Here is a 17,298-nt window from a genome sequence, read left to right on the forward strand (position 1 = left end):
TGGCGGTGGGAAAACGGGCCGCCAAAGCCCTTGACGGATATCCCCGTTGGGAGTGAGATCCCAGCACTCGCGTTCGGTTCTGTTCGGTTCCATCGTCGAGGAGGGGGAGAGGACATGGCCCAGGTACGGGGAGACGGCTCCGGCGGGAGGGCGCACCGGGCGGTTCGCGCGGTCCCCCGGCGGGCCCTTCTGCGGGGCGTGGCGGCCGGTGCGGGGGCGGTCGCGCTGCCGTCCCTGCTCACCGCGTGCGGCGACGGTCCGGGCGACGGCGTCACCCTGGGCTCCAACGCCTCCGACGCGGTGCCCAAGCGCGCGTACGCCGACGCCTTCGCGGCGTACGAGAAGAAGTCCGGGAAGACGGTGCAGGTCAACACCGTCAACCACGAGAACTTCCAGGAGAACATCAACCGTTACCTCCAGGGCACGCCCGATGACGTCTTCACGTGGTTCGCCGGCTACCGCATGCAGTACTTCGCGCGAAAGGGCCTGCTCGCCGACATCAGCGATCTCTGGAGGGGGTTCGAAGGGTTCTCCGACGCGGTGAAGAATCAGTCCACGGGCGAGGACGGCAAGCAGTACTTCGTGCCGTACTACTACTACCCGTGGGCGGTCTTCCACCGGAAGAGCGTTTTCCGGACGCGAGGTTACGAGATCCCGAAGAACTTCGATCAGTACCGCGCTCTCGCCCGGCAGATGCAGAAGGACGGCCTTACCCCATTCGCCTTCGGCGACAAGGAAGGCTGGCCCGCCATGGGCACCTTCGACTACCTGGACATGCGGGCCAACGGATACGACTTCCACATCGCCCTGATGCGCGGGGAGAAATCCTGGACCGGCCCCCAGGTACGGCAGGTCTTCGACCTGTGGCGGAGCCTGCTGCCGTACCACCAGAAAGGCGCGAACGGGCGGACCTGGCAGGAGGCGGCGCAGTCCCTCCAGCGGAAGAAGACCGGCATGACGGTGCTCGGACTGCCGCACCCGGGCCAGCAGTTCACCGCGGAGAACCGCGCGGACCTGGACTTCTTCCCGTTCCCCGAGATCGATCCGGCATTCGGGCAGGAAGCGGTCGAGGCGCCGGTGGACGGGTTCCTGACGCCGAAGAAGGCGCGGAACCGGGGCGGGGCCGAGGACCTGCTGAAATTCCTCGCCACACCGCAGGCCGAACTGATCTACCTGAAACGCGACCCGAACAACGTGGCGGTCAACAGCGGGGCCGGCACCGGGTCGTACGACGCCCTCCAGAAGAAGGCCGTCCAACTGGTGTCGGGCGCCCGGCAGATATCGCAGTTCATGGACCGCGACACCCGCCCCGATTTCGCCTCGACGGTACTGATCCAGGCGATCCAGCAGTTCATCGGCGACCCGGACGACATCGACGGGCTGGTGAACGGCATCGAACGGCAGAAGAAACAGATATTCGCCGCGGACTGACGCCGTGACCACCGGGAGCCGGACGACCGGCCAGGAGCCGGGAACCATGCCGACATCCGTGCCGCGGCGTGCCGTACGGCGCCGGGGCCCGCGCCGCCACACCCGCCGCGACCTCGCCGTCCTGTGCCTCCTGCTGGGGCTGCCGATCGTGCTCGACCTCGCCCTGGTCTGGGGCCCGACACTGGCCTCCGTCGGCCTGTCCTTCACGACCTGGGACGGCGTTGGCGACCTCGGATGGGCCGGCCTCGGCAATTACGCGGACCTCTTCGCCGACTACCCGCGGTTCTGGCCGGCGGTCCGCAACAACCTGCTGTGGCTGGCCGCCCTCGGGCTGCTCGCCACGCCGTTCGGGCTGCTGCTCGCCGTCCTCATCGACCGCGGCGTACGGTTCAGCCGCTTCTACCAGTCCACCCTCTACATGCCGGTGGTGCTCTCGCTCGCCGTCGTCGGCTTCATCGCCCAGCTGATCCTCTCCCGCGACCAGGGCGCGCTCAACGCCCTGCTGGGCAACCAGGACGATCCGGTCGACTGGCTCGGCGACCCGGACCTGAACATCTGGACGGTCCTGCTGGCCGCCTGCTGGCGGCACACCGGTTACGTGATGATCCTCTACCTCGCCGGGCTGAAATCCGTCGACCCGGAGCTCAAGGAGGCCGCGGCGATCGACGGGGCGAGCGAACGGCAGGCCTTCTTCCGGGTCGTACTGCCGGCGCTGCGCCCGGTCAACGTCATCGTCGGCGTCATCACCGTCATCGAGGCGCTGCGCGCCTTCGACATCGTCTACGCCGTCAACAAGGGCCGCAACGGGCTGGAACTGCTGTCCGTGCTGGTGACCGACAACATCATCGGCGAGGCGAGCCGGATCGGTTTCGGCTCGGCCATCGCGGTCGTCCTGCTGCTGGTCTCCCTCGGCTTCATCATCACCTATCTCGTCCAGGAACTGAGGGGGGAAGCGCGGCGATGACCGTATCCGCGGTACGCGTCCGGCGTCCGGCGAGCCCCGGCGGCCCGGCCCGCGGCACACCCGGCCGCCGCCGGGGCCGTTTCGGCGTGCACGCCTTTCTGCTCGCCGTCTCGCTCGCCTTCCTCGCACCGCTGCTGCTGGCGGTCTACGCCTCGCTGCGCCCGTACGAGGAAACCGCCCGGGACGGCTATTTCTCGCTGCCGAGCCGGCTCTCCTTCGACTATTACCGGCAGGCGTTCACCGATTCCGGAATGGGCCGGCACTTCCTGAACTCGCTGCTGATCACGGTGCCGGGTGTACTGATCACGCTCTTCCTGGCGTCGTTCACCGCCTTCGCCGTGGCCCGGCTGCGGCTGCGCGGCTCCCTGGTCCTGCTCATGGTCTTCACGGCCGGGAACCTGCTGCCGCAGCAGGTCATCGTCACCCCGCTCTACGTGCTCTTCAACGAGGTGCCGCTGCCGTACTGGATGTCCGACTCGCTGACGCTGTACGACTCGCTGTGGGCGGTGCTCGCCGTGCAGATCGCCTTCCAGCTCGGCTTCTGCGTCTTCGTCCTGGCGAATTTCATGCGGACCCTGCCGCCGGAAATCCTGGAGGCGGCGATCGTGGACGGTGCCGGGGTGTGGACGCGCTACCGGCACGTGACGCTGCCGCTGTGCCGCCCCGCGCTCGCCGCCCTGGGCACCCTGCAATTCACCTGGATGTACAACGACTTCCTCTGGGGGCTGGTCTTCCTTTCCACCGGGGACAAACTCCCCGTCACCTCCGCCCTGAACAATCTGCGCGGGCAGTTCTTCACCGACTACAACCTGCTGGCCGCGGGATCGGTCATCGTCGCCCTGCCCACGGTCGTCGTCTTCCTGCTCCTGCAACGGCACTTCATCGCGGGACTCACCCTGGGCGCGAACAAGGGCTGACGGGCCGGCCCGCGGCCGGGCGCGTCCGCGGACAGGGAATTCCGTGCGCGGGCCCTTGCCGGGTACGGCCGGGGCGGCGACGCTCCGGCTACATCCCGAGCGGGAAGGGAAACGCCATGACGAACGCGCAGTTGTGGGCGCTGATCGTGGGATTCGCGTCGCCGGTGCTCATCGCGGTCATCAACCGGCCCGAGTGGTCGCGCGCCGCCCGAACGCTGGTGCAGGTGGTGGTGTCGGTTCTGGTGGGGCTGGGGAGCGCGCTCTTCGCCGGGGACTTCGCCGGAAAGGACGTGGTGAGCAGCATCCTCGTCGCCGCGGTCGCCGCGATCAGCGCGTACAAGGGCGTCTTCAAACCTGCCGGGATCGCGCCGAAGGTGGAAAAGGCCACGTCCCCGGGCGCGCGCGGATAGGCCCGGCCCCGCAAAAGTTTCCGTGGCAGGGTGTTACGGGCAACTCACAGGGGTCTAGGGACAAGGGGGCAATGTGATCGTCTGGCTGAACGGCGCGTCCGGTGCGGGAAAGTCCACCGCGGCCCGGTACCTGCTGGACCTGCTTCCCGGAAGCACGCTCTACGACCCCGCACTGGTCGGCAGCGAACTGCGGCTGATGCTGCCCGCCGCGCGGCTGGAGGAGATCGGCGACTACCAGGACCTGCCGGCCTGGCGCCGGCTCGTCGTGGACACCGCGGCGGCCCTGCTGAACGAGGTGCCGGGGCCGCTCGTTACCCCGATGCCGCTGCTGCGCCAGGAGTACCGGGACGAGATATTCGGTGGGCTGGCCGCGCGCCGGGTGCCCGTGCGCCACATCCTGCTGCACGCGGAGGAAACGATCCTCCGGGAGCGCCTGGACCGGTGCGCGGGCCGGAGCGGGGACGGGGCGTGCGCCGCGGCGGCACGGCAGCGGGGCCTGGCCCACCTGGAGTCGTACGAGGACGCGCTGGGCTGGCTCAAGCAGGACGCGCACGTCATCGACACCGCGCGGCTGACCCCCCGGGAGACCGCCGAGCGGGTCGCGGAGGCGGTCCGCACGGGCGCGGGGGCCTGCGACATCGTGCAGACACCGGAACCCACGGCGGAGACCCTGGCGGCCGGCGTGCTGCTCTTCGACGACGCCGACCGGGTGCTGCTGGTGGATCCGACGTACAAGCCGGGCTGGGAGTTCCCGGGCGGTGTGGTGGAGCCGGGCGAACCCCCGGCCCGCGCCGGGCTCCGCGAGGTGACGGAGGAACTGGGCATCCGGCTGCACAGCGCGCCGCGCCTGCTGGTGCTGGACTGGGAGCCGCCCAAACCACCCGGCTTCGGCGGGCTGCGGATGCTCTTCGACGGCGGGCGGCTGGCCGGCGAGCAGATCCGCGACCTCCTGCTGCCGGGACCCGAACTGCGCGGCTGGCGGTTCGCCACCGAGGAGGAGGCGGCGGACATGCTGCCCCCGGTGCGCTGGAACCGGCTGCGCTGGGCCCTGCGCGCACGCGAACAGGGACGCCCCCTCAACCTTGAGGCGGGCGTCCCTGTGGGATGAGGCGCGGCGGGGAGGGCCCCGGCCGGTGCCGTACCGGGGCTCGGCCGGCGGCGGTCCCTACTGCTGTGCCTTCTGCCGCGCGTACTGCTGGAGGAACAGCGCCTCGGCGAGCGAGAGGCGCTCCAGCTCCTCCGGCGAGACGGACTCGTTGACCGCGTGGATCTGCGCCTCCGGCTCGCTGAGGCCGATGAGCAGGATCTCGGCCTCCGGGTAGAGCGCCGCCAGGGTGTTGGTCAGCGGGATCGAACCGCCCATACCGGACGTCTGCATCTCCGTGCCGTCGTACGCCTCGCGCATCGCCGACGCCATCGACGCGTACGCCGGGCTGCCGGTGTCCGCGCGGAACGGCTGGCCCTGCCCGACCTGCTCCACCGAGACCCGGGCGCCCCACGGCGCGGCGTTCTCCAGGTGGGCGGTGAGCAGCTCGGTCGCCTTCACGGCGTCCGTGCCCGGCGGGACGCGCAGGTTCACCAGCGCCCGCGCGCTCGCCTGCACGGACGGCGTGGCGCCGATCACCGGCGGGCAGTCGATACCGAGGACGGTGGCGGCGGGACGGGCCCAGAGGCGGTCGGCGACCGTACCGCTGCCGGTCAGGCCGACGCCGTCGAGCACCTTGGCGTCCCGGCGGAACTCCTCCTCCGGGTACTGCAGACCCTCCCAGGCCGCCTCGGCATCCAGCCCGTCGACCGTCGTCGAGCCGTCCTCGTCCCGCAGCGAGTCCAGGATCCGGATCAGCGCCGCCAGCGCGTCGGGGGCGGCCCCGCCGAACTGACCGGAGTGCAGGTTGCCCGCCAGGGTGTCCACCTGGACGCGGACCACCGTCATGCCGCGCAGTGTCGCCGTGACGGTCGGCAGGCCGACGCGGAAGTTGCCGGTGTCACCGATGACCACGGCGTCGGCGGCCAGCAGCTCGGGGTGGGCCTCGGCGTACCGCTCCAGCCCGCCGGTGCCCTGCTCCTCCGAGCCCTCCACGATCACCTTGACGTTGACCGGGACGCCGCCGTGCTCCTTGAGCGCCCGCAGCGCCGTCAGATGCATGATCAGGCCGCCCTTGCAGTCCGCGGCGCCGCGCCCGTACCAGCGGCCGTCCCGCTCGGTCAGCTCGAAGGGCGGCGATATCCAGGCGGACTCGTCCAGCGGCGGCTGCACGTCGTAGTGGGCGTACAGCAGCACGGTCGGCGCGCCGGCCGGGCCCGGCAGGAAGCCGTACACCGACTGGGTGCCGTCCGGGGTGTCGAGCAGCGCCACATCGGTGAACCCGTCGGCCCGCAGCGCGCCCGCCACCCACTCGGCGGCGGCCTCGCACTCGCTCCTGGGGAACTGCGCCGGGTCGGCGACGGACTTGAAGGCCACCAGTTCGGCCAGCTCGGTCCTGGCCCGGGGCTGCAGGGCGGCGACGGTGTGCGCGAGCGGGCTGTCAGGCATGGAACGCTCCTTGTGGGCACGACGTTGTACACGTGGGTCACGCGCGGGTCCGTCCGGTGTGCCGCACCGGACCAACCGTACGTACGGGCGATTGTGGGGCCGATCTTCCCACAGGACGCTCGCCCCGGGGCGCGCCGTAGGATGCGGGCGGTACGCGGCACGGCATCGAACGGGAGCAGAAGCACAGGTGAGCAGCGACAGCGCAGCCGAGGGGAACCAGCAGGTGTGGGACGTCGTGGTGGTGGGCGCGGGACCCGCCGGCGCCTCGGCCGCCTACGCCGCGGCGTGTACGGGACGCCGGGTGCTGCTCCTGGAGAAAGCCGAACTGCCGCGGTACAAGACCTGCGGCGGCGGCATCATCGGGCCGTCCCGGGACGCGCTGCCGCCCGGCTTCGACCTGCCGCTGCGCGACCGGGTCCACGCGGTGACGTTCTCGCTCAACGGGAAGCTGACCCGCACGCGCCGCTCGAAGCACATGCTCTTCGGGCTCATCAACCGTCCCGAGTTCGATGCCCAGCTGGTCAAGACGGCCCAGGACGCCGGCGCCGAGCTGCGCACCGGCGTCACGGTCTCCCGGGTGGAACAGCACGGCTCGGCGGTGCCGGACCGGCGGACCGTCGCCGTGGTGCTGGCCGACGGCGAGGTGGTGCTGGCCCGCGCGGTGGTCGGCGCGGACGGCAGCGCCGGCCGGATAGGCGCGCACGTCGGCGTGAAGATGGACCAGGTCGACCTGGGCCTGGAGGCCGAGATCCCGGTGCCGCCGACGGTCGCCGAGGACTGGGCCGGGCGGGTGCTGGTGGACTGGGGACCGATCCCGGGCAGCTACGGCTGGGTCTTCCCCAAGGGCGACACCCTCACCGTCGGCGTGATCTCGGCCCGCGGCGAAGGCGCCGCGACCAAGCGCTACCTGGACGACTTCATCGGCCGGCTCGGCCTCGCGGGCTTCGAGCCGAGCATCTCCTCCGGCCACCTGACCCGCTGCCGCGCCGACGACTCGCCGCTCTCCCGCGGCCGGGTCCTGGTGTGCGGTGACGCGGCCGGGCTGCTGGAGCCCTGGACCCGCGAGGGCATCTCCTTCGCGCTGCGCTCGGGGCGGCTCGCGGGGGAGTGGGCGGTCCGCGTCTCCGAGGCGCACGACGCGGTGGACGCGCGGCGCCAGGCACTGAACTACGCCTTCGCGATCAAGGCCGGGCTGGGCGTGGAGATGGGCGTCGGCCGCCGTATGCTCACGGTCTTCTCGCGCCGCCCCGGCATGATCCACGCGGCCCTGACCGGCTTCCGCCCCGCCTGGCACGCCTTCGCGAAGATCGTCCGCGGCACGACGACGCTGGCCGAGATCGTACGGACGCATCCGGTCGCACGGCGGGCGCTGGGGGCGATGGACCGGCCATAGGGCCTGCCCTTACGGCGAGCGGCCACTCAGCGGTTCTGTGCGCAGGTGCGCTGGTGTACCTACGGGACGGGCGGGGCGCTCCGGGAGGTGCCGCCCCCGCCGGCTACTCCCCCCGGAGTACACCCGATCACCGCGCTGGGCTGACGCGTCCGTACGGCGCGCCGGTCTAGCGTGGCGGGATGGACAACGGAAGGCCGCCGTGGGCGCGGTTCTGCCGCGGCCTCTTCCCGGACCGCGGGCGGCTTTCGCCGGGCGAGGGGGACGGCCCGGCCGGGCGGTTCGGCACGGGGGCGCCCGGCGCCACCGCCGGTACGCGGCTGCCCCGGACCTTCGCGGCCGGTACGCGGCTGCCCTGGGCCTCCACGGCCGTCCTCACCGTGTTCGTGCTCGTCGGCACGCGGTTCGCTGGGCTGAGACAGCCGGAGCGTGCCGCTCCCGACCCGTTCGCGTACGCGTTGCTCGTCACGGGCGCGGTGCTGCTGCTCTGGCGGCACCGCTTCCCGCGTACGGTCGCCCTCGGCACCGCGGTCGCCGCCACTGTCTACCTCGCCGCCGGATATCCGTACGGCCCCGTTCTGCTCACCGTCGCCCTCGGCTGCTTCGCGGGCATCGTGGCCGGGCGGCGCGTGGCGGCCTGGGCCGCCGTCGCCCTGATCTGGGCGGGCCATCTGCTGGTCGGCCACTGGCTCTACCGCTGGCTGCCGCCACCGGGCGACGGGCCGGCGCCCTGGGGCGAGCAGCTGTTCATCACCGTCCTGGTGGTGGCGGTCGTGGCCGTCTCCGAGCTGGCGCGCGTACGCCGTGAACAGCTCGCGCGAGCGCGCGCCGAGCGGGTGGCCGCCGAGCGGCGGCGGGCCGACGAGGAACGGCTGCGGATCGCCCGGGAACTGCACGACGTGCTGGCGCACAGCATCTCCGTCATCAACGTCCAGGCGGGCGTCGGACTCGCCCTGCTGGACGACGACCCCGAGCAGGCGCGTACGGCCCTGACCACCATCAAGGCCGCCAGCAAGGAAGCGCTGGGCGAGGTGCGGCAGGTCCTGGCCGCGCTGCGGGCTCCGGGCGACGCCCCGCGGTCCCCGGCGCCCGGTTTGGCCCGGCTGCCCGAACTGTGCGAGCAGGCCGAAGGGGCCGGGCTCACGGTACGGGTCACCGAGGAGGGCGACCCCACCGGCCTCGCCCCCGGCGCCGATCTCGCCGCCTTCCGGATCGTGCAGGAAGCGCTGACCAATGTCGTCCGGCACTCCGGGTCCCGCACGGCCCGGGTCCGGCTCGTCCGTCTTCCCGGCGCACTGGAGATCACGGTCGACGACGACGGCCCCGCGACCGCCGCCGGGCGGGCCGGGAACCCCGGGGAGGCGGGGGACGCGGGGGACGTCGCCGGGGGCGGCAACGGCCTGGTCGGGATGCGGGAACGGGCCGCCGCCCTCGGCGGCACCGTCGAGGCGGGCCCGCGGCCGGACGGCGGGTTCCGGGTGCGCGCCCGCCTTCCGCTGCGCCCGCCGACACCGGCGCCGCACGGCCCCGGCTCCGCGCGCGCTACGGATACGGTGAAATCCACCGCCACCGAGGAGGAGTCGTGATCCGGGTACTGCTCGCCGACGACCAGCTGCTGGTCCGCGCCGGATTCCGGGCCCTGCTGGACGCCCAGCCCGGCATCGAGGTCGTCGGCGAGGCGGCGGACGGCGAGGAGGCGCTGATCGCCCTGCGCGAGCTGCGCCCGGACGTGGTGCTGATGGACATCCGGATGCCGGTGCTGGACGGGCTCGCCGCCACCCGGCAGATCTCCGAGGACCCCCGGCTGTCCGCCGTGAAGGTGGTCATGCTCACCACCTTCGAACTGGACGAGTACGTCTTCGAGGCGATCCGCGCGGGCGCCGCCGGCTTCCTGGTCAAGGACACCGAACCGGAGGAACTCGTACGAGCCGTACGCGCCGTGGTCGAGGGCGACGCGCTGCTCTCGCCGGGCGTCACCCGCCGGCTGATCGCCGAATTCGCCGCCCGTTCCAAGGAACCGGCCGCCGCCGGCACCCTGTCCGCGCTCACCGAACGGGAGCGGGAAGTGATGACGCTGGTCGGCCTCGGCATGTCGAATGAGGAGATCGCCCGCCGCCTGGTCGTCAGCCCGCTGACCGCCAAGACCCACGTCAGCCGCACAATGATCAAGCTGGGCGCCCGCGACCGGGCCCAACTGGTCGTACTGGCCTATGAGTCGGGGCTCGTGCGCCCGGGGTGGCTGGGGTAACCGGTTGCGGAACGGGTGGGGTGGGCGCGGAGCGGGTGGGCCGGACGCGGAACGGGGCGGCCGGGCGACGCCCGGTGGCGACACGCCGTCCCGGCCGCTATCCGGAGCTGCGCCCGGTGAAGCGGCGCAGGACCCGCACCACCCGCCAGACGAACGCCACCCCCGCCGCGCTCCCGGCCGTCGCCAGCAGCACGCCGGTCCCGGTGCGCCCCGGGTCCGTGAACAGCAACGGACTCACCACGGCACCGAAGGCGAGAGCGGCCGCGAACACACCGGTCAGCAGGGCGAAGCCGATCTCGACGGTCATCGCGTCGCGTTCGGCTTGGGAGCGGGGTGGGGACATGGTGACAGTTTGTCATGTGGTGGGCAGGGGTGGGGGATCGGCCGGTTGCTTCCTTGGCTGCGGTTCCCTTCCCCCTCTGCCCTCCCCCCACCCACCCGCCCCACTCGCCTCGCCCCACCCACCTCACCCCACCCGGGCCGGTCCGGAGACCCCCGCTCCCCGGACCACACGCCCCCCAGCCCCGTCCTCCTGTTCAGATCGTGAAGCGTTCGCGCCACAGTTGGGCCAGGGAGGTGTCGCCCGTGACCGTGAGGCCGTCCAGCGGGTGGCGGTTCCACAGGGCCAGGTACAGCTCGGGTGCCGGTCCCTCGATTACGCAGTCCGGTGCGGCGGCGTCCGGTGCCGGGGCCTCCGGTGTGCGTTCCACGCGCGGGGGCGCGTCCGACACGTGCACCGTCCAGGTCCCGGTGGCCTCGCCGGTGGCCCGTATGCGCAGCGTCCGCGGCGCGTCCGTCCGCAGGGCTTCGTGCCGCCGCGCGACCATGCCGATCAGCAACTCGTCGATGCCGTCCACCGCGAAGCCGGGCGCGGAGGGGGTGATGCCCGCGCCGAGCGCGGCCTCGGCGTCGGCGCGGTGGATCGCCGTCTCGTGTGCCTGGCGCCGTGCCCAGAAGGCCAGGGGGGACGGCGCGGGCAGGAAGGTCCAGCAGGATATGTCCGCCGGGGCCGCGCGCAGCACCGACGCCAGCTTCCGGCAGCCGTCGCGCAGCCAGTCGGCGAGTGCCTCGTCGGGCAGCCGCGGGTCGTCGGGCGGCGCCACCTTCTCCTGGACGGCGTCCGCCACGTAGCGGGTGGCCCAGCGGTGCACCCGGCCCGTGTGGACGAGCAGGTCGCGCACCCGCCACTCCGGACAGGTCGGGACCGGGGCGTCCGCCCCGGCCTTCTCGGCGGCGTCGGCGAGCAGTCGGCCGTCCCGCTCCAGCGAATCGATGAAGTCAGCGATCTCCATGCCGTTGAGTGTGCCAGCCACCACTGACAACGGGCCCGCGCGTCATCGGCCGCCCGCGCAGCCCCCGGTGGACCAGCCCCAGGAGCAGCGCGTTGACCAGTGCGGCGACCGCGAGGGTCAGCACCGCGAACCACTGCGGCGAGCCCGCGTCACCCCACAGCGCGTCACCGGCGAGCCACAGCGGGAAGATCGTGGGAGCGGTGAGCAGCACCGCCCAGATGCCCGCGAACGAGGCGTCCTGGTGTTCGACGAAGACCATGTCCACCAGGGCGAAGAGCACCGCCGCGACCACCAGGCCCAGGTAGACCAGCGAAACCGGATTGCCGAACGTCAACCGCGCGAGGCCGCGCAGCCGGGATGTGGTGTTCATGCCGTCCCCCAGGTGTCGGGGTGGCCGGGCGGACGGGGCGCGCGTCGCGCGCCGGCGCCCGTCGGCCGGATGCCCTGGCCGAATCCATGACCAAGTAGCCCATTATGGTCCGCGATCGGTCCCTTCCGGCAGGTCGGGTACCCGGCATCCGGGTATCGACTCCCGCGTACGGGGCCGTACGCGCCGTGCGGTAGCCGTACCCGGCCGTCGGCGGTATCCGCCGCCCCGCTTCCGGCCGTACACGAGACGCCCGTCGCGCCCGCCGGGTACGGCCGCACGCCGGGCACCCGGGGGCCCGGAAGGGCGGCCCGTATTTTGTTCACCGTCGGCACAAAGCAAGAATGGGGACGTGACCCACACTCGGACAACCAGGCTGGAGCGGGGCCGCAGCGCTCTCGGCCCCGCACTGGAGCTCGTACACACCGGGCGCGCACCCACCCGTGCCGTGCTGACCTCGGAACTCGGCGTGACCCGGGCGACCGCGGGCGCGGTGGCGGCGGAGCTGGAAGCGCTCGGCCTGATCATCGTCGACTCCCGCCCGACCGCCTCGGCGGGGTCCCAAGGCCGCCCCTCGCACCGGCTGTTCATCGACGAGAACGGCCCCGTCGTCCTCGCCGCGCAGATCCACGCCGACGGCTACCGCACCGCGCTGGTCGGCCTCGGCGGGCGGATCGTGGCCACCGAGAGCGGCTGCGACACCATCCCCGCCGACCCGGCCCACGTACTTGCCGAAGTCGTGGCGTCCGGGGCCGGGATGCTCGAACGGACCGGGCGGCGCTGTCTGGGCGCGGCGCTCGCCATCCCGTCCGCCGTCGCCGAACCCGACGGCGAGGCGCTCAACCCGCTGCACCTGGCCTGGCCCACGGGCGCCCCCGTACGCCGCCTCTTCCGGCGCGCGCTAGCCGAGGCCCGGATTCCCGGGGTCACCCCGGCGGTCGGCTTCACGGGCAACGACGTCAACCTCGTTGCCCTGGCCGAACACCGGCACGGCGCCGGCCGCGGCGCCCGCGACCTGCTGTGCGTCGCCTCCGGGCACCGGGGCGTCGGTGGCGCGCTGGTGCTGGACGGGCGGCTGCACAGCGGCAGTTCGGGCCTGGCCCTGGAGGTCGGCCACCTGACCGTCAACCCGGAGGGCGCGCCCTGCCACTGCGGCAGCCGCGGCTGCCTGGACGTCGAGGCGGACCCGCTCGCCTTCCTCGGCGCCGCGCGCCGCGCGCCCGGCCCCGAGGGCTCACTGCTGCGGCAGGCCACCGACCTGCTGCGCGAGGAATACCACGACCCGTCCGTACGGGCCGCCGCCGACCTGCTGATCGACCGGCTGGGCCTGGGCATCGCCGGGCTGGTCAACATCCTCAACCCCGACCGCATCATCCTCGGCGGCCTGCACCGCGAACTCCTGGGCGCCGACCCGGAACGGCTGCGGGCCGTGGTCGCCGACCGCAGCCTGTGGGGGCGCAGCGGCGGCGTACCGATCCTGCCCTGCTCACTCGACCACAACAGCCTGGTCGGCGCGGCGGAGCTGGCGTGGCAGCCGGTGCTGGACGATCCGCTGGTGGTGCTGGAGGGGCAGAAGGAAGAGTAGGGGCAGGGGGAAGGGCCGGGGCGGCTGAGTGGCTGCGGTGCCGAGGTGCGCGCCTCAGTGGGCGGCCGGGCCCCCGCGCCACACCGGCGCGGGCCGCCGGCCGACGGCGGTCTCGAAGGCCGCGCGCGCCAGCAGCCGCGTCGAGTCCAGCGTCGGCAGCGGCGAGACCTCCGGGGTCACCAGCAGCGGAATCTCCGTACAGACCAGGGCGACCGCGTCGCAGCCGCGCGCTGCCAGCCGCTCGATGACGCGTACGTACTCCTGGCGCGCGGGCCCGGAGAAGACACCGTTCACCAGCTCGCCGAAGATGATGTCGTGGACGGTACGGCGGTCCCGCTCGTCCGGCACCTCGGCCGCGATGCCCCGGCCGCCCAGCGCGTCCCGGTAGAGCGGGCCGTCCATCGTATACGCGGTCCCCAGCACGCCGACGCGCCGGAACCCGGCGCGGGCGGCGCGTTCGGCGACCACCTCGGCGATGTGCAGGCCGGGCAGCGGCAGTTCCGCGCCGGGCAGCCCGAGCGCCAGGTGGGCGGTGTTGTCCGGACAGACGAAGAAGTCCGCGCCGGCGCGGCCGAGGCGCGCCACACTCTCCAGGAGCGTCGCCCGGACGGCGTGGTGATCACCGGCCTCCCAGGCGGGCATGCTGCGGGCCATGCTGATGCAGTCCAGCGTCACGTCCGGGTGCTCGTACGGTCCCAGTTCGGCGAAGCCCTCCTGGCAGAACGCCCGGAAGCACAGCGCCGCGCCTTCGGTGCTGTGCGCGAGGATGCCCAAGTGCCGCACGGTGCCTCCCGAGGCCGACGGACGCGTCTGCCGCCATTGTCACCCGCGCCGGCCGCCAACGCTCCCCCCCCAACGCTCCCCGAGGGCTCGCCTTCACGCACTGCCCGTCGGCTCCCACGCGACCGCGAACGCCCGGGCCGGGTTCGTGGTGAAGACACGCCGCACCAACGCCTCGCCCAGGGCGACTTCGAGCCGCGGACGCAGCCGGCGCAGCAGGTGGGGCATCCCGGGCCCGCCGTTCACCGAGCGGGCCGCCGCGGTCGTCGTGTCCCCGCCGAGCAGCAGCCGGTCCGCGTACCCGGCGTCCGCGAGCGCGGCCAGCGCGTCCGGCAGCCGCCAGTCCGTGGCGTGGTGGGCGCGCGAGGGGCCGTCGAAGGCCAGGTAGGCCCCGGCCGCGGCGGCCTGCCGGTGGACGACGAGGTCGGGCGAGCGGTTGAGATGGCCCAGGATCACACGGTCCGGCGGCACCGCCAGCCGGTCGCACAGCAGGTCGAGGACGTCCGCCGCGCCGGTGCCCAGCTCCAGGTGGACGCCGATGGGGGCGCCGGTGGCTTGGTGGGCCTCGGCCGCGGCGGCCATGGTGTACCGGGCGTGCGCGTCCAGGCCGTGGAAGCCGCCGGCGACCTTGATCATGCCGGCCCGCGGTCGCACGGCGGTCCGCTCCGCTTCCGGACCGCCCCCGCCGGGACCGCCGTCCCGGCCGCCGATCCCGGTCGTCAACTCGGCCACGAAGAGCCCGGCCAGCCCGGCCAGACCAGCCGTTCCGTCCGGGGCGCCGCCGGCCTTCCCCCGCACCCGCCCCAGCACCTCGGGCGCATAGTGGACCGCCTGATGCAGCCCGGTGGCCGCGATGATCCGCACCCCCGACTCCGCCGCCAGTCGCGGCAGTTCACCCGCGCGCCGCCCCATCCCGTACGGCGTCCACTGGACCACGGTGCCGCCGCCCGCCTCCCGGAAGGCCCGCAACTCCGCCGCCGCGGCGCCGGAGTCGGCCAGTTCCTGGCCGGGCAGCAGCGGGCTGCGCAGGAACAGGTGGTCGTGGGCGTCGCAGACACCGAGGGCGGCGGGGGAGACGTCCCCCGAGACGGTACGGACGGTGGCGGCCGGACGGACGGCGGTGTCCTCCAGGGGCGCGGTCACCACTGCGCGCCCACCGGCAGCCGGTCCGCCCCCGGCGCGGAGAGATGCAGGACCTGGTAGAGCTCCCCGTCCGACGCGGGCGGGGTGTCCTCCCAGAGGGTGAAGTGCACCAGTTCCCAGTGCCGGGGGTCGAGCGCCAGCGCGGTGGTGTGCACACCGTCGGTACGGGCCAGCTGCCGCTGCTCGGTCACCGCTTCCTCGACGGCGGTGGCCGGATCCGTGCCCTCGGCGAGCATCCGCGTACGGCGCACGAAGCAGCGGGGCACCGCCCCCGCCGCCGGCCCGCGCTCGTGGTGGACGCCCATCCAGTGCTGTACGACCGGGCGGCCGAAGTCCCGGATCACGCCCCGGAACCCGTCACCGAGGAGGAAGCGGTGCATCGCCGGGGCGTCCGCCCACAGGTAGAACGGCGCATATTGATTGACGGCCGAACCGCCGACCCCGCGTTCGCGGATGCCGTACGCCTTGATCCCCAGCCCGTCGAAGTCGTCGAGGAGGTGGCCCCGGGTCCGTACCCGGTCGCGGATGATGTCCATGTCGTAGTCGGCGGGCAGGGTGACGGCGTACTGCAAGGCGTGCACGGGAACTCCTGAAGGGGGAGGGGAGAGGGGCGTTCACTCGGAGAGGACGGCGTCGACCGGGCAGCCCCATTCGGCGGCCGTGCCGTCGGCCGCCGCCTCGACCACGGCGAGGTGGGTCATGAACGTGCCGGGCGCGGCACCGTGCCAGTGCCATTCGTCCGGCCCGGTCCACACCGTGTCACCGGCCCTGATCTCCTCGACCGGGCCGCCCCGGCGCTGCACCAGGCCGGTGCCCTCGGTGACGTGCAGGACCTGCCCGTTCGGGTGGCGGTGCCAGGCGGTACGGGCGCCGGGCGCGAAGTGGACGCTGAACATGCGCAGCCGGGACGGCGCGGGCGGCGCCGCCAGCTCGTCCAGCCACACGGCGCCGGTGAAGTGCTCGGCGGGGCCGGGCCGGCTGTCCGGGCGACGACGGGTGATCTCCATGGGTTGGGGCCTCTCCGGTCGGTGCGTGAGCTGATGTGGTGTCAGGCCGCAGGGGACGGGCCGGTGGTGCGGGCGGTGAGGAGGGAGAGCACGCCGTGTACGGCGGCGTCGAAGGGGGCGGGCGACTCCGCGGCGCGGGCCAGCACGTAACCGCCCTGCACGGTCGCGACCACGGCCGCCGCGGTGCCTTCCGGATCCAGCTCGGCGTCGAACTCGCCGCGCTCCAGGCCCTCCCGGAGGATTCCGGCGATCCGGCCGCGCAGCCAGTCCAGCGTCTCGAACACCGGCTGCCGCAGCGCCGGATCGGCGATGACGTCGGGGTCCATGGTCAGCCGGCCCACCGGGCAGCCGCGCAGCACGTCGCGCTCGCGCAGCAGATAGGCGCGGACCCGGTCGTACGCGCCGCCGTCACCGGACAGGGCGGTCTCCGCGGTGGCCCGCATGTGCTGCGCGGTGCGCCGGATGGCGGCGAGCGCGAGATCGGACTTGCCCGTGAAGTGGTGGTACATGCTGCCCTGGCCGACGCCGGCGCGCTGCAGGATCGCCTTCGGGCTGGTGCCGGTGAAGCCGCGCTCCCACAGGAGCTCCCGGGTGCTCTCGATGAGGCGTTCGGAGGTGGTCATGACCTCACTGTACATACCAGTAGTTACAAAGATCAACAGGGGCGGGCGAGGATGGGGCACACGCGTACTTCCCTGGTGGTACGCGCGGTGCCGCCGGCCGTACGACGCCCCGCGGCCTCCGGCGGCGCAGGCTCGACAGGGAGAACACCCGACCCGCGGCGGCTGCCGAGCGGCCGATAAGGAGCTGACCTCATGTTTGATCTGGCGCACCCGTGGACCGGCGGCCCCGGCCCCTGGTTCCTGTTCTTCCCGCTGTTCTGGGCGGCCGTCGTGTTCGGTGTGTTCGTGCTGCTGCGGCGCACCGTGTGGCGGGGGCGCGCCCCCTGGCGGCGGTCCGACGGCTCTCAGGGCCGCGCCCCGGGACCGGCGGACGGCACGGACCGCTCACCGGTCGGACTGCTCGGCCGGCGCTTCGCGGCGGGGGAGATCGACGAAGAGGAGTACTGGCGCCGGCTCTCCGTCCTGGACGAGCGGTTCGGCACCGGGCCGAAGGGCGGCGCGGCGTGAGTGCCGCGTGAGCGCGGCGCCCCGAGCGCTCCCGGCGGCTCGCCGCCGAGCCGGGCGCGGCGACCCGTCGCCCGGCCGGCCGCGGCGCCCCGCCGACCGGC

At 73.3% G+C, this 17,298-nt stretch carries 19 protein-coding genes; 10 read left to right on the plus strand and 9 right to left on the minus strand.

From position 1 onward, the window contains the following. Nucleotides 1–114 precede the first annotated feature (114 nt). From ACH4FX_RS12860 to ACH4FX_RS12880, 5 genes are all read left to right on the plus strand, one after another. Nucleotides 115–1,431: an ABC transporter substrate-binding protein gene (locus ACH4FX_RS12860; protein ID WP_398478067.1), complete on the plus strand. Its 1,317-nt coding sequence runs from the start codon at nucleotides 115–117 to the stop codon at nucleotides 1,429–1,431. A 46-nt stretch (nucleotides 1,432–1,477) separates the two neighbouring features. Next, a complete protein-coding gene (locus ACH4FX_RS12865; RefSeq protein WP_398478069.1) occupies nucleotides 1,478–2,395 on the plus strand; it encodes a carbohydrate ABC transporter permease in 918 nt (305 codons plus the stop codon). Further along, a complete protein-coding gene (locus ACH4FX_RS12870; protein WP_398478071.1) occupies nucleotides 2,392–3,312 on the plus strand; it encodes a carbohydrate ABC transporter permease in 921 nt (306 codons plus the stop codon). Before ACH4FX_RS12865 ends, ACH4FX_RS12870 begins: the two co-directional genes overlap by 4 nt. Nucleotides 3,313–3,428: 116 nt before the next feature. Then, nucleotides 3,429–3,722 carry a hypothetical protein gene (locus ACH4FX_RS12875; protein ID WP_398478073.1) on the plus strand — a complete coding sequence of 98 codons (294 nt, stop codon included), beginning with the start codon at nucleotides 3,429–3,431 and terminating at the stop codon, nucleotides 3,720–3,722. 73 nt (nucleotides 3,723–3,795) lie between these two features. Then, nucleotides 3,796–4,830: an NUDIX domain-containing protein gene (locus ACH4FX_RS12880; RefSeq protein ID WP_398478075.1), complete on the plus strand. Its 1,035-nt coding sequence runs from the start codon at nucleotides 3,796–3,798 to the stop codon at nucleotides 4,828–4,830. A gap of 57 nt (nucleotides 4,831–4,887) precedes the next feature. Here the strand turns inward: ACH4FX_RS12880 and ACH4FX_RS12885 are convergent, their stop codons facing one another. Then, nucleotides 4,888–6,255 (minus strand): dipeptidase, encoded by a 1,368-nt coding sequence (locus tag ACH4FX_RS12885; protein WP_398478077.1) that lies wholly within the window; start codon nucleotides 6,253–6,255, stop codon nucleotides 4,888–4,890. Between the two features lie 187 nt (nucleotides 6,256–6,442). On the opposite strand from ACH4FX_RS12885, the gene ACH4FX_RS12890 reads away from it, so the two are divergent. The 3 genes from ACH4FX_RS12890 to ACH4FX_RS12900 all read left to right on the plus strand — a co-directional run bounded on the left by ACH4FX_RS12890 (nucleotide 6,443) and on the right by ACH4FX_RS12900 (nucleotide 9,893). Then, on the plus strand, nucleotides 6,443–7,648 hold the full coding sequence (locus ACH4FX_RS12890; protein WP_398478079.1) for a geranylgeranyl reductase family protein: 1,206 nt from the start codon (nucleotides 6,443–6,445) through the stop codon (nucleotides 7,646–7,648). 179 nt (nucleotides 7,649–7,827) lie between these two features. Further along, entirely contained in the window at nucleotides 7,828–9,231 is a 1,404-nt protein-coding gene (locus ACH4FX_RS12895; protein WP_398478081.1) for a sensor histidine kinase, read from the plus strand. Then, nucleotides 9,228–9,893, plus strand: a complete 666-nt coding sequence (locus ACH4FX_RS12900; RefSeq protein WP_398478083.1) for a response regulator — start codon at nucleotides 9,228–9,230, stop codon at nucleotides 9,891–9,893. Before ACH4FX_RS12895 ends, ACH4FX_RS12900 begins: the two co-directional genes overlap by 4 nt. 97 nt (nucleotides 9,894–9,990) lie before the next feature. On the opposite strand, the gene ACH4FX_RS12905 is transcribed toward ACH4FX_RS12900, so the two are convergent. The 3 genes from ACH4FX_RS12905 to ACH4FX_RS12915 form a co-directional block, all read right to left on the minus strand. Continuing rightward, complete coding sequence (locus ACH4FX_RS12905) at nucleotides 9,991–10,236, minus strand: DUF6332 family protein (RefSeq protein ID WP_398478085.1); 246 nt, start codon at nucleotides 10,234–10,236, stop codon at nucleotides 9,991–9,993. A gap of 193 nt (nucleotides 10,237–10,429) precedes the next feature. Then, complete coding sequence (locus ACH4FX_RS12910) at nucleotides 10,430–11,185, minus strand: maleylpyruvate isomerase family mycothiol-dependent enzyme (RefSeq protein ID WP_398478087.1); 756 nt, start codon at nucleotides 11,183–11,185, stop codon at nucleotides 10,430–10,432. After that, nucleotides 11,172–11,555 (minus strand): SCO4225 family membrane protein, encoded by a 384-nt coding sequence (locus ACH4FX_RS12915; protein ID WP_398478089.1) that lies wholly within the window; start codon nucleotides 11,553–11,555, stop codon nucleotides 11,172–11,174. The genes ACH4FX_RS12910 and ACH4FX_RS12915 overlap by 14 nt, the downstream gene beginning before the upstream one ends. 349 nt (nucleotides 11,556–11,904) lie before the next feature. Here ACH4FX_RS12915 and ACH4FX_RS12920 point away from each other — a divergent pair, with 349 nt between their 5' ends. After that, complete coding sequence (locus tag ACH4FX_RS12920) at nucleotides 11,905–13,137, plus strand: ROK family protein (RefSeq protein ID WP_398478091.1); 1,233 nt, start codon at nucleotides 11,905–11,907, stop codon at nucleotides 13,135–13,137. 54 nt (nucleotides 13,138–13,191) lie between these two features. On the opposite strand, the gene ACH4FX_RS12925 is transcribed toward ACH4FX_RS12920, so the two are convergent. From ACH4FX_RS12925 to ACH4FX_RS12945, 5 genes are all read right to left on the minus strand, one after another. After that, entirely contained in the window at nucleotides 13,192–13,920 is a 729-nt protein-coding gene (locus ACH4FX_RS12925; RefSeq protein WP_398478093.1) for an aspartate/glutamate racemase family protein, read from the minus strand. A gap of 93 nt (nucleotides 13,921–14,013) precedes the next feature. Further along, nucleotides 14,014–15,063 carry a phosphotriesterase gene (locus ACH4FX_RS12930; RefSeq protein ID WP_398478095.1) on the minus strand — a complete coding sequence of 350 codons (1,050 nt, stop codon included), beginning with the start codon at nucleotides 15,061–15,063 and terminating at the stop codon, nucleotides 14,014–14,016. Then, nucleotides 15,057–15,641: a DUF4865 family protein gene (locus tag ACH4FX_RS12935; protein ID WP_398478097.1), complete on the minus strand. Its 585-nt coding sequence runs from the start codon at nucleotides 15,639–15,641 to the stop codon at nucleotides 15,057–15,059. Before ACH4FX_RS12935 ends, ACH4FX_RS12930 begins: the two co-directional genes overlap by 7 nt. Before the next feature lie 33 nt (nucleotides 15,642–15,674). Continuing rightward, nucleotides 15,675–16,067: a cupin domain-containing protein gene (locus tag ACH4FX_RS12940; protein WP_398478098.1), complete on the minus strand. Its 393-nt coding sequence runs from the start codon at nucleotides 16,065–16,067 to the stop codon at nucleotides 15,675–15,677. 41 nt (nucleotides 16,068–16,108) lie between these two features. Then, nucleotides 16,109–16,690 carry a TetR/AcrR family transcriptional regulator gene (locus ACH4FX_RS12945; protein ID WP_398478100.1) on the minus strand — a complete coding sequence of 194 codons (582 nt, stop codon included), beginning with the start codon at nucleotides 16,688–16,690 and terminating at the stop codon, nucleotides 16,109–16,111. Between the two features lie 192 nt (nucleotides 16,691–16,882). Between ACH4FX_RS12945 and ACH4FX_RS12950 the strand changes: the two genes are divergently transcribed. Then, the gene (locus tag ACH4FX_RS12950; RefSeq protein WP_398478102.1) at nucleotides 16,883–17,197 is read left to right on the plus strand and encodes an SHOCT domain-containing protein; all 315 of its coding nucleotides are present in this window, start codon (nucleotides 16,883–16,885) and stop codon (nucleotides 17,195–17,197) included. Nucleotides 17,198–17,298: the final 101 nt, after the last annotated feature.

Source organism: Streptomyces sp. NPDC018019 (assembly GCF_044327805.1).
Taxonomy (GTDB): Bacteria; Actinomycetota; Actinomycetes; order Streptomycetales; family Streptomycetaceae; genus Streptomyces.

Excerpts from the sequence above, each read along its gene's own strand:
- ACH4FX_RS12860 (WP_398478067.1), top strand. The coding sequence starts at position 115 with ATGGCCCAGGTACGGGGAGACGGCTCCGGCGGGAGGGCGCACCGGGCG.
- ACH4FX_RS12865 (WP_398478069.1), top strand. The coding sequence starts at position 1,478 with ATGCCGACATCCGTGCCGCGGCGTGCCGTACGGCGCCGGGGCCCGCGC.
- ACH4FX_RS12870 (WP_398478071.1), top strand. The coding sequence starts at position 2,392 with ATGACCGTATCCGCGGTACGCGTCCGGCGTCCGGCGAGCCCCGGCGGC.
- ACH4FX_RS12875 (WP_398478073.1), top strand. The coding sequence starts at position 3,429 with ATGACGAACGCGCAGTTGTGGGCGCTGATCGTGGGATTCGCGTCGCCG.
- ACH4FX_RS12885 (WP_398478077.1), bottom strand. The coding sequence starts at position 6,255 with ATGCCTGACAGCCCGCTCGCGCACACCGTCGCCGCCCTGCAGCCCCGG.
- ACH4FX_RS12895 (WP_398478081.1), top strand. The coding sequence starts at position 7,828 with ATGGACAACGGAAGGCCGCCGTGGGCGCGGTTCTGCCGCGGCCTCTTC.
- ACH4FX_RS12905 (WP_398478085.1), bottom strand. The coding sequence starts at position 10,236 with ATGTCCCCACCCCGCTCCCAAGCCGAACGCGACGCGATGACCGTCGAG.
- ACH4FX_RS12910 (WP_398478087.1), bottom strand. The coding sequence starts at position 11,185 with ATGGAGATCGCTGACTTCATCGATTCGCTGGAGCGGGACGGCCGACTG.
- ACH4FX_RS12915 (WP_398478089.1), bottom strand. The coding sequence starts at position 11,555 with ATGAACACCACATCCCGGCTGCGCGGCCTCGCGCGGTTGACGTTCGGC.
- ACH4FX_RS12940 (WP_398478098.1), bottom strand. The coding sequence starts at position 16,067 with ATGGAGATCACCCGTCGTCGCCCGGACAGCCGGCCCGGCCCCGCCGAG.
- ACH4FX_RS12945 (WP_398478100.1), bottom strand. The coding sequence starts at position 16,690 with ATGACCACCTCCGAACGCCTCATCGAGAGCACCCGGGAGCTCCTGTGG.
- ACH4FX_RS12950 (WP_398478102.1), top strand. The coding sequence starts at position 16,883 with ATGTTTGATCTGGCGCACCCGTGGACCGGCGGCCCCGGCCCCTGGTTC.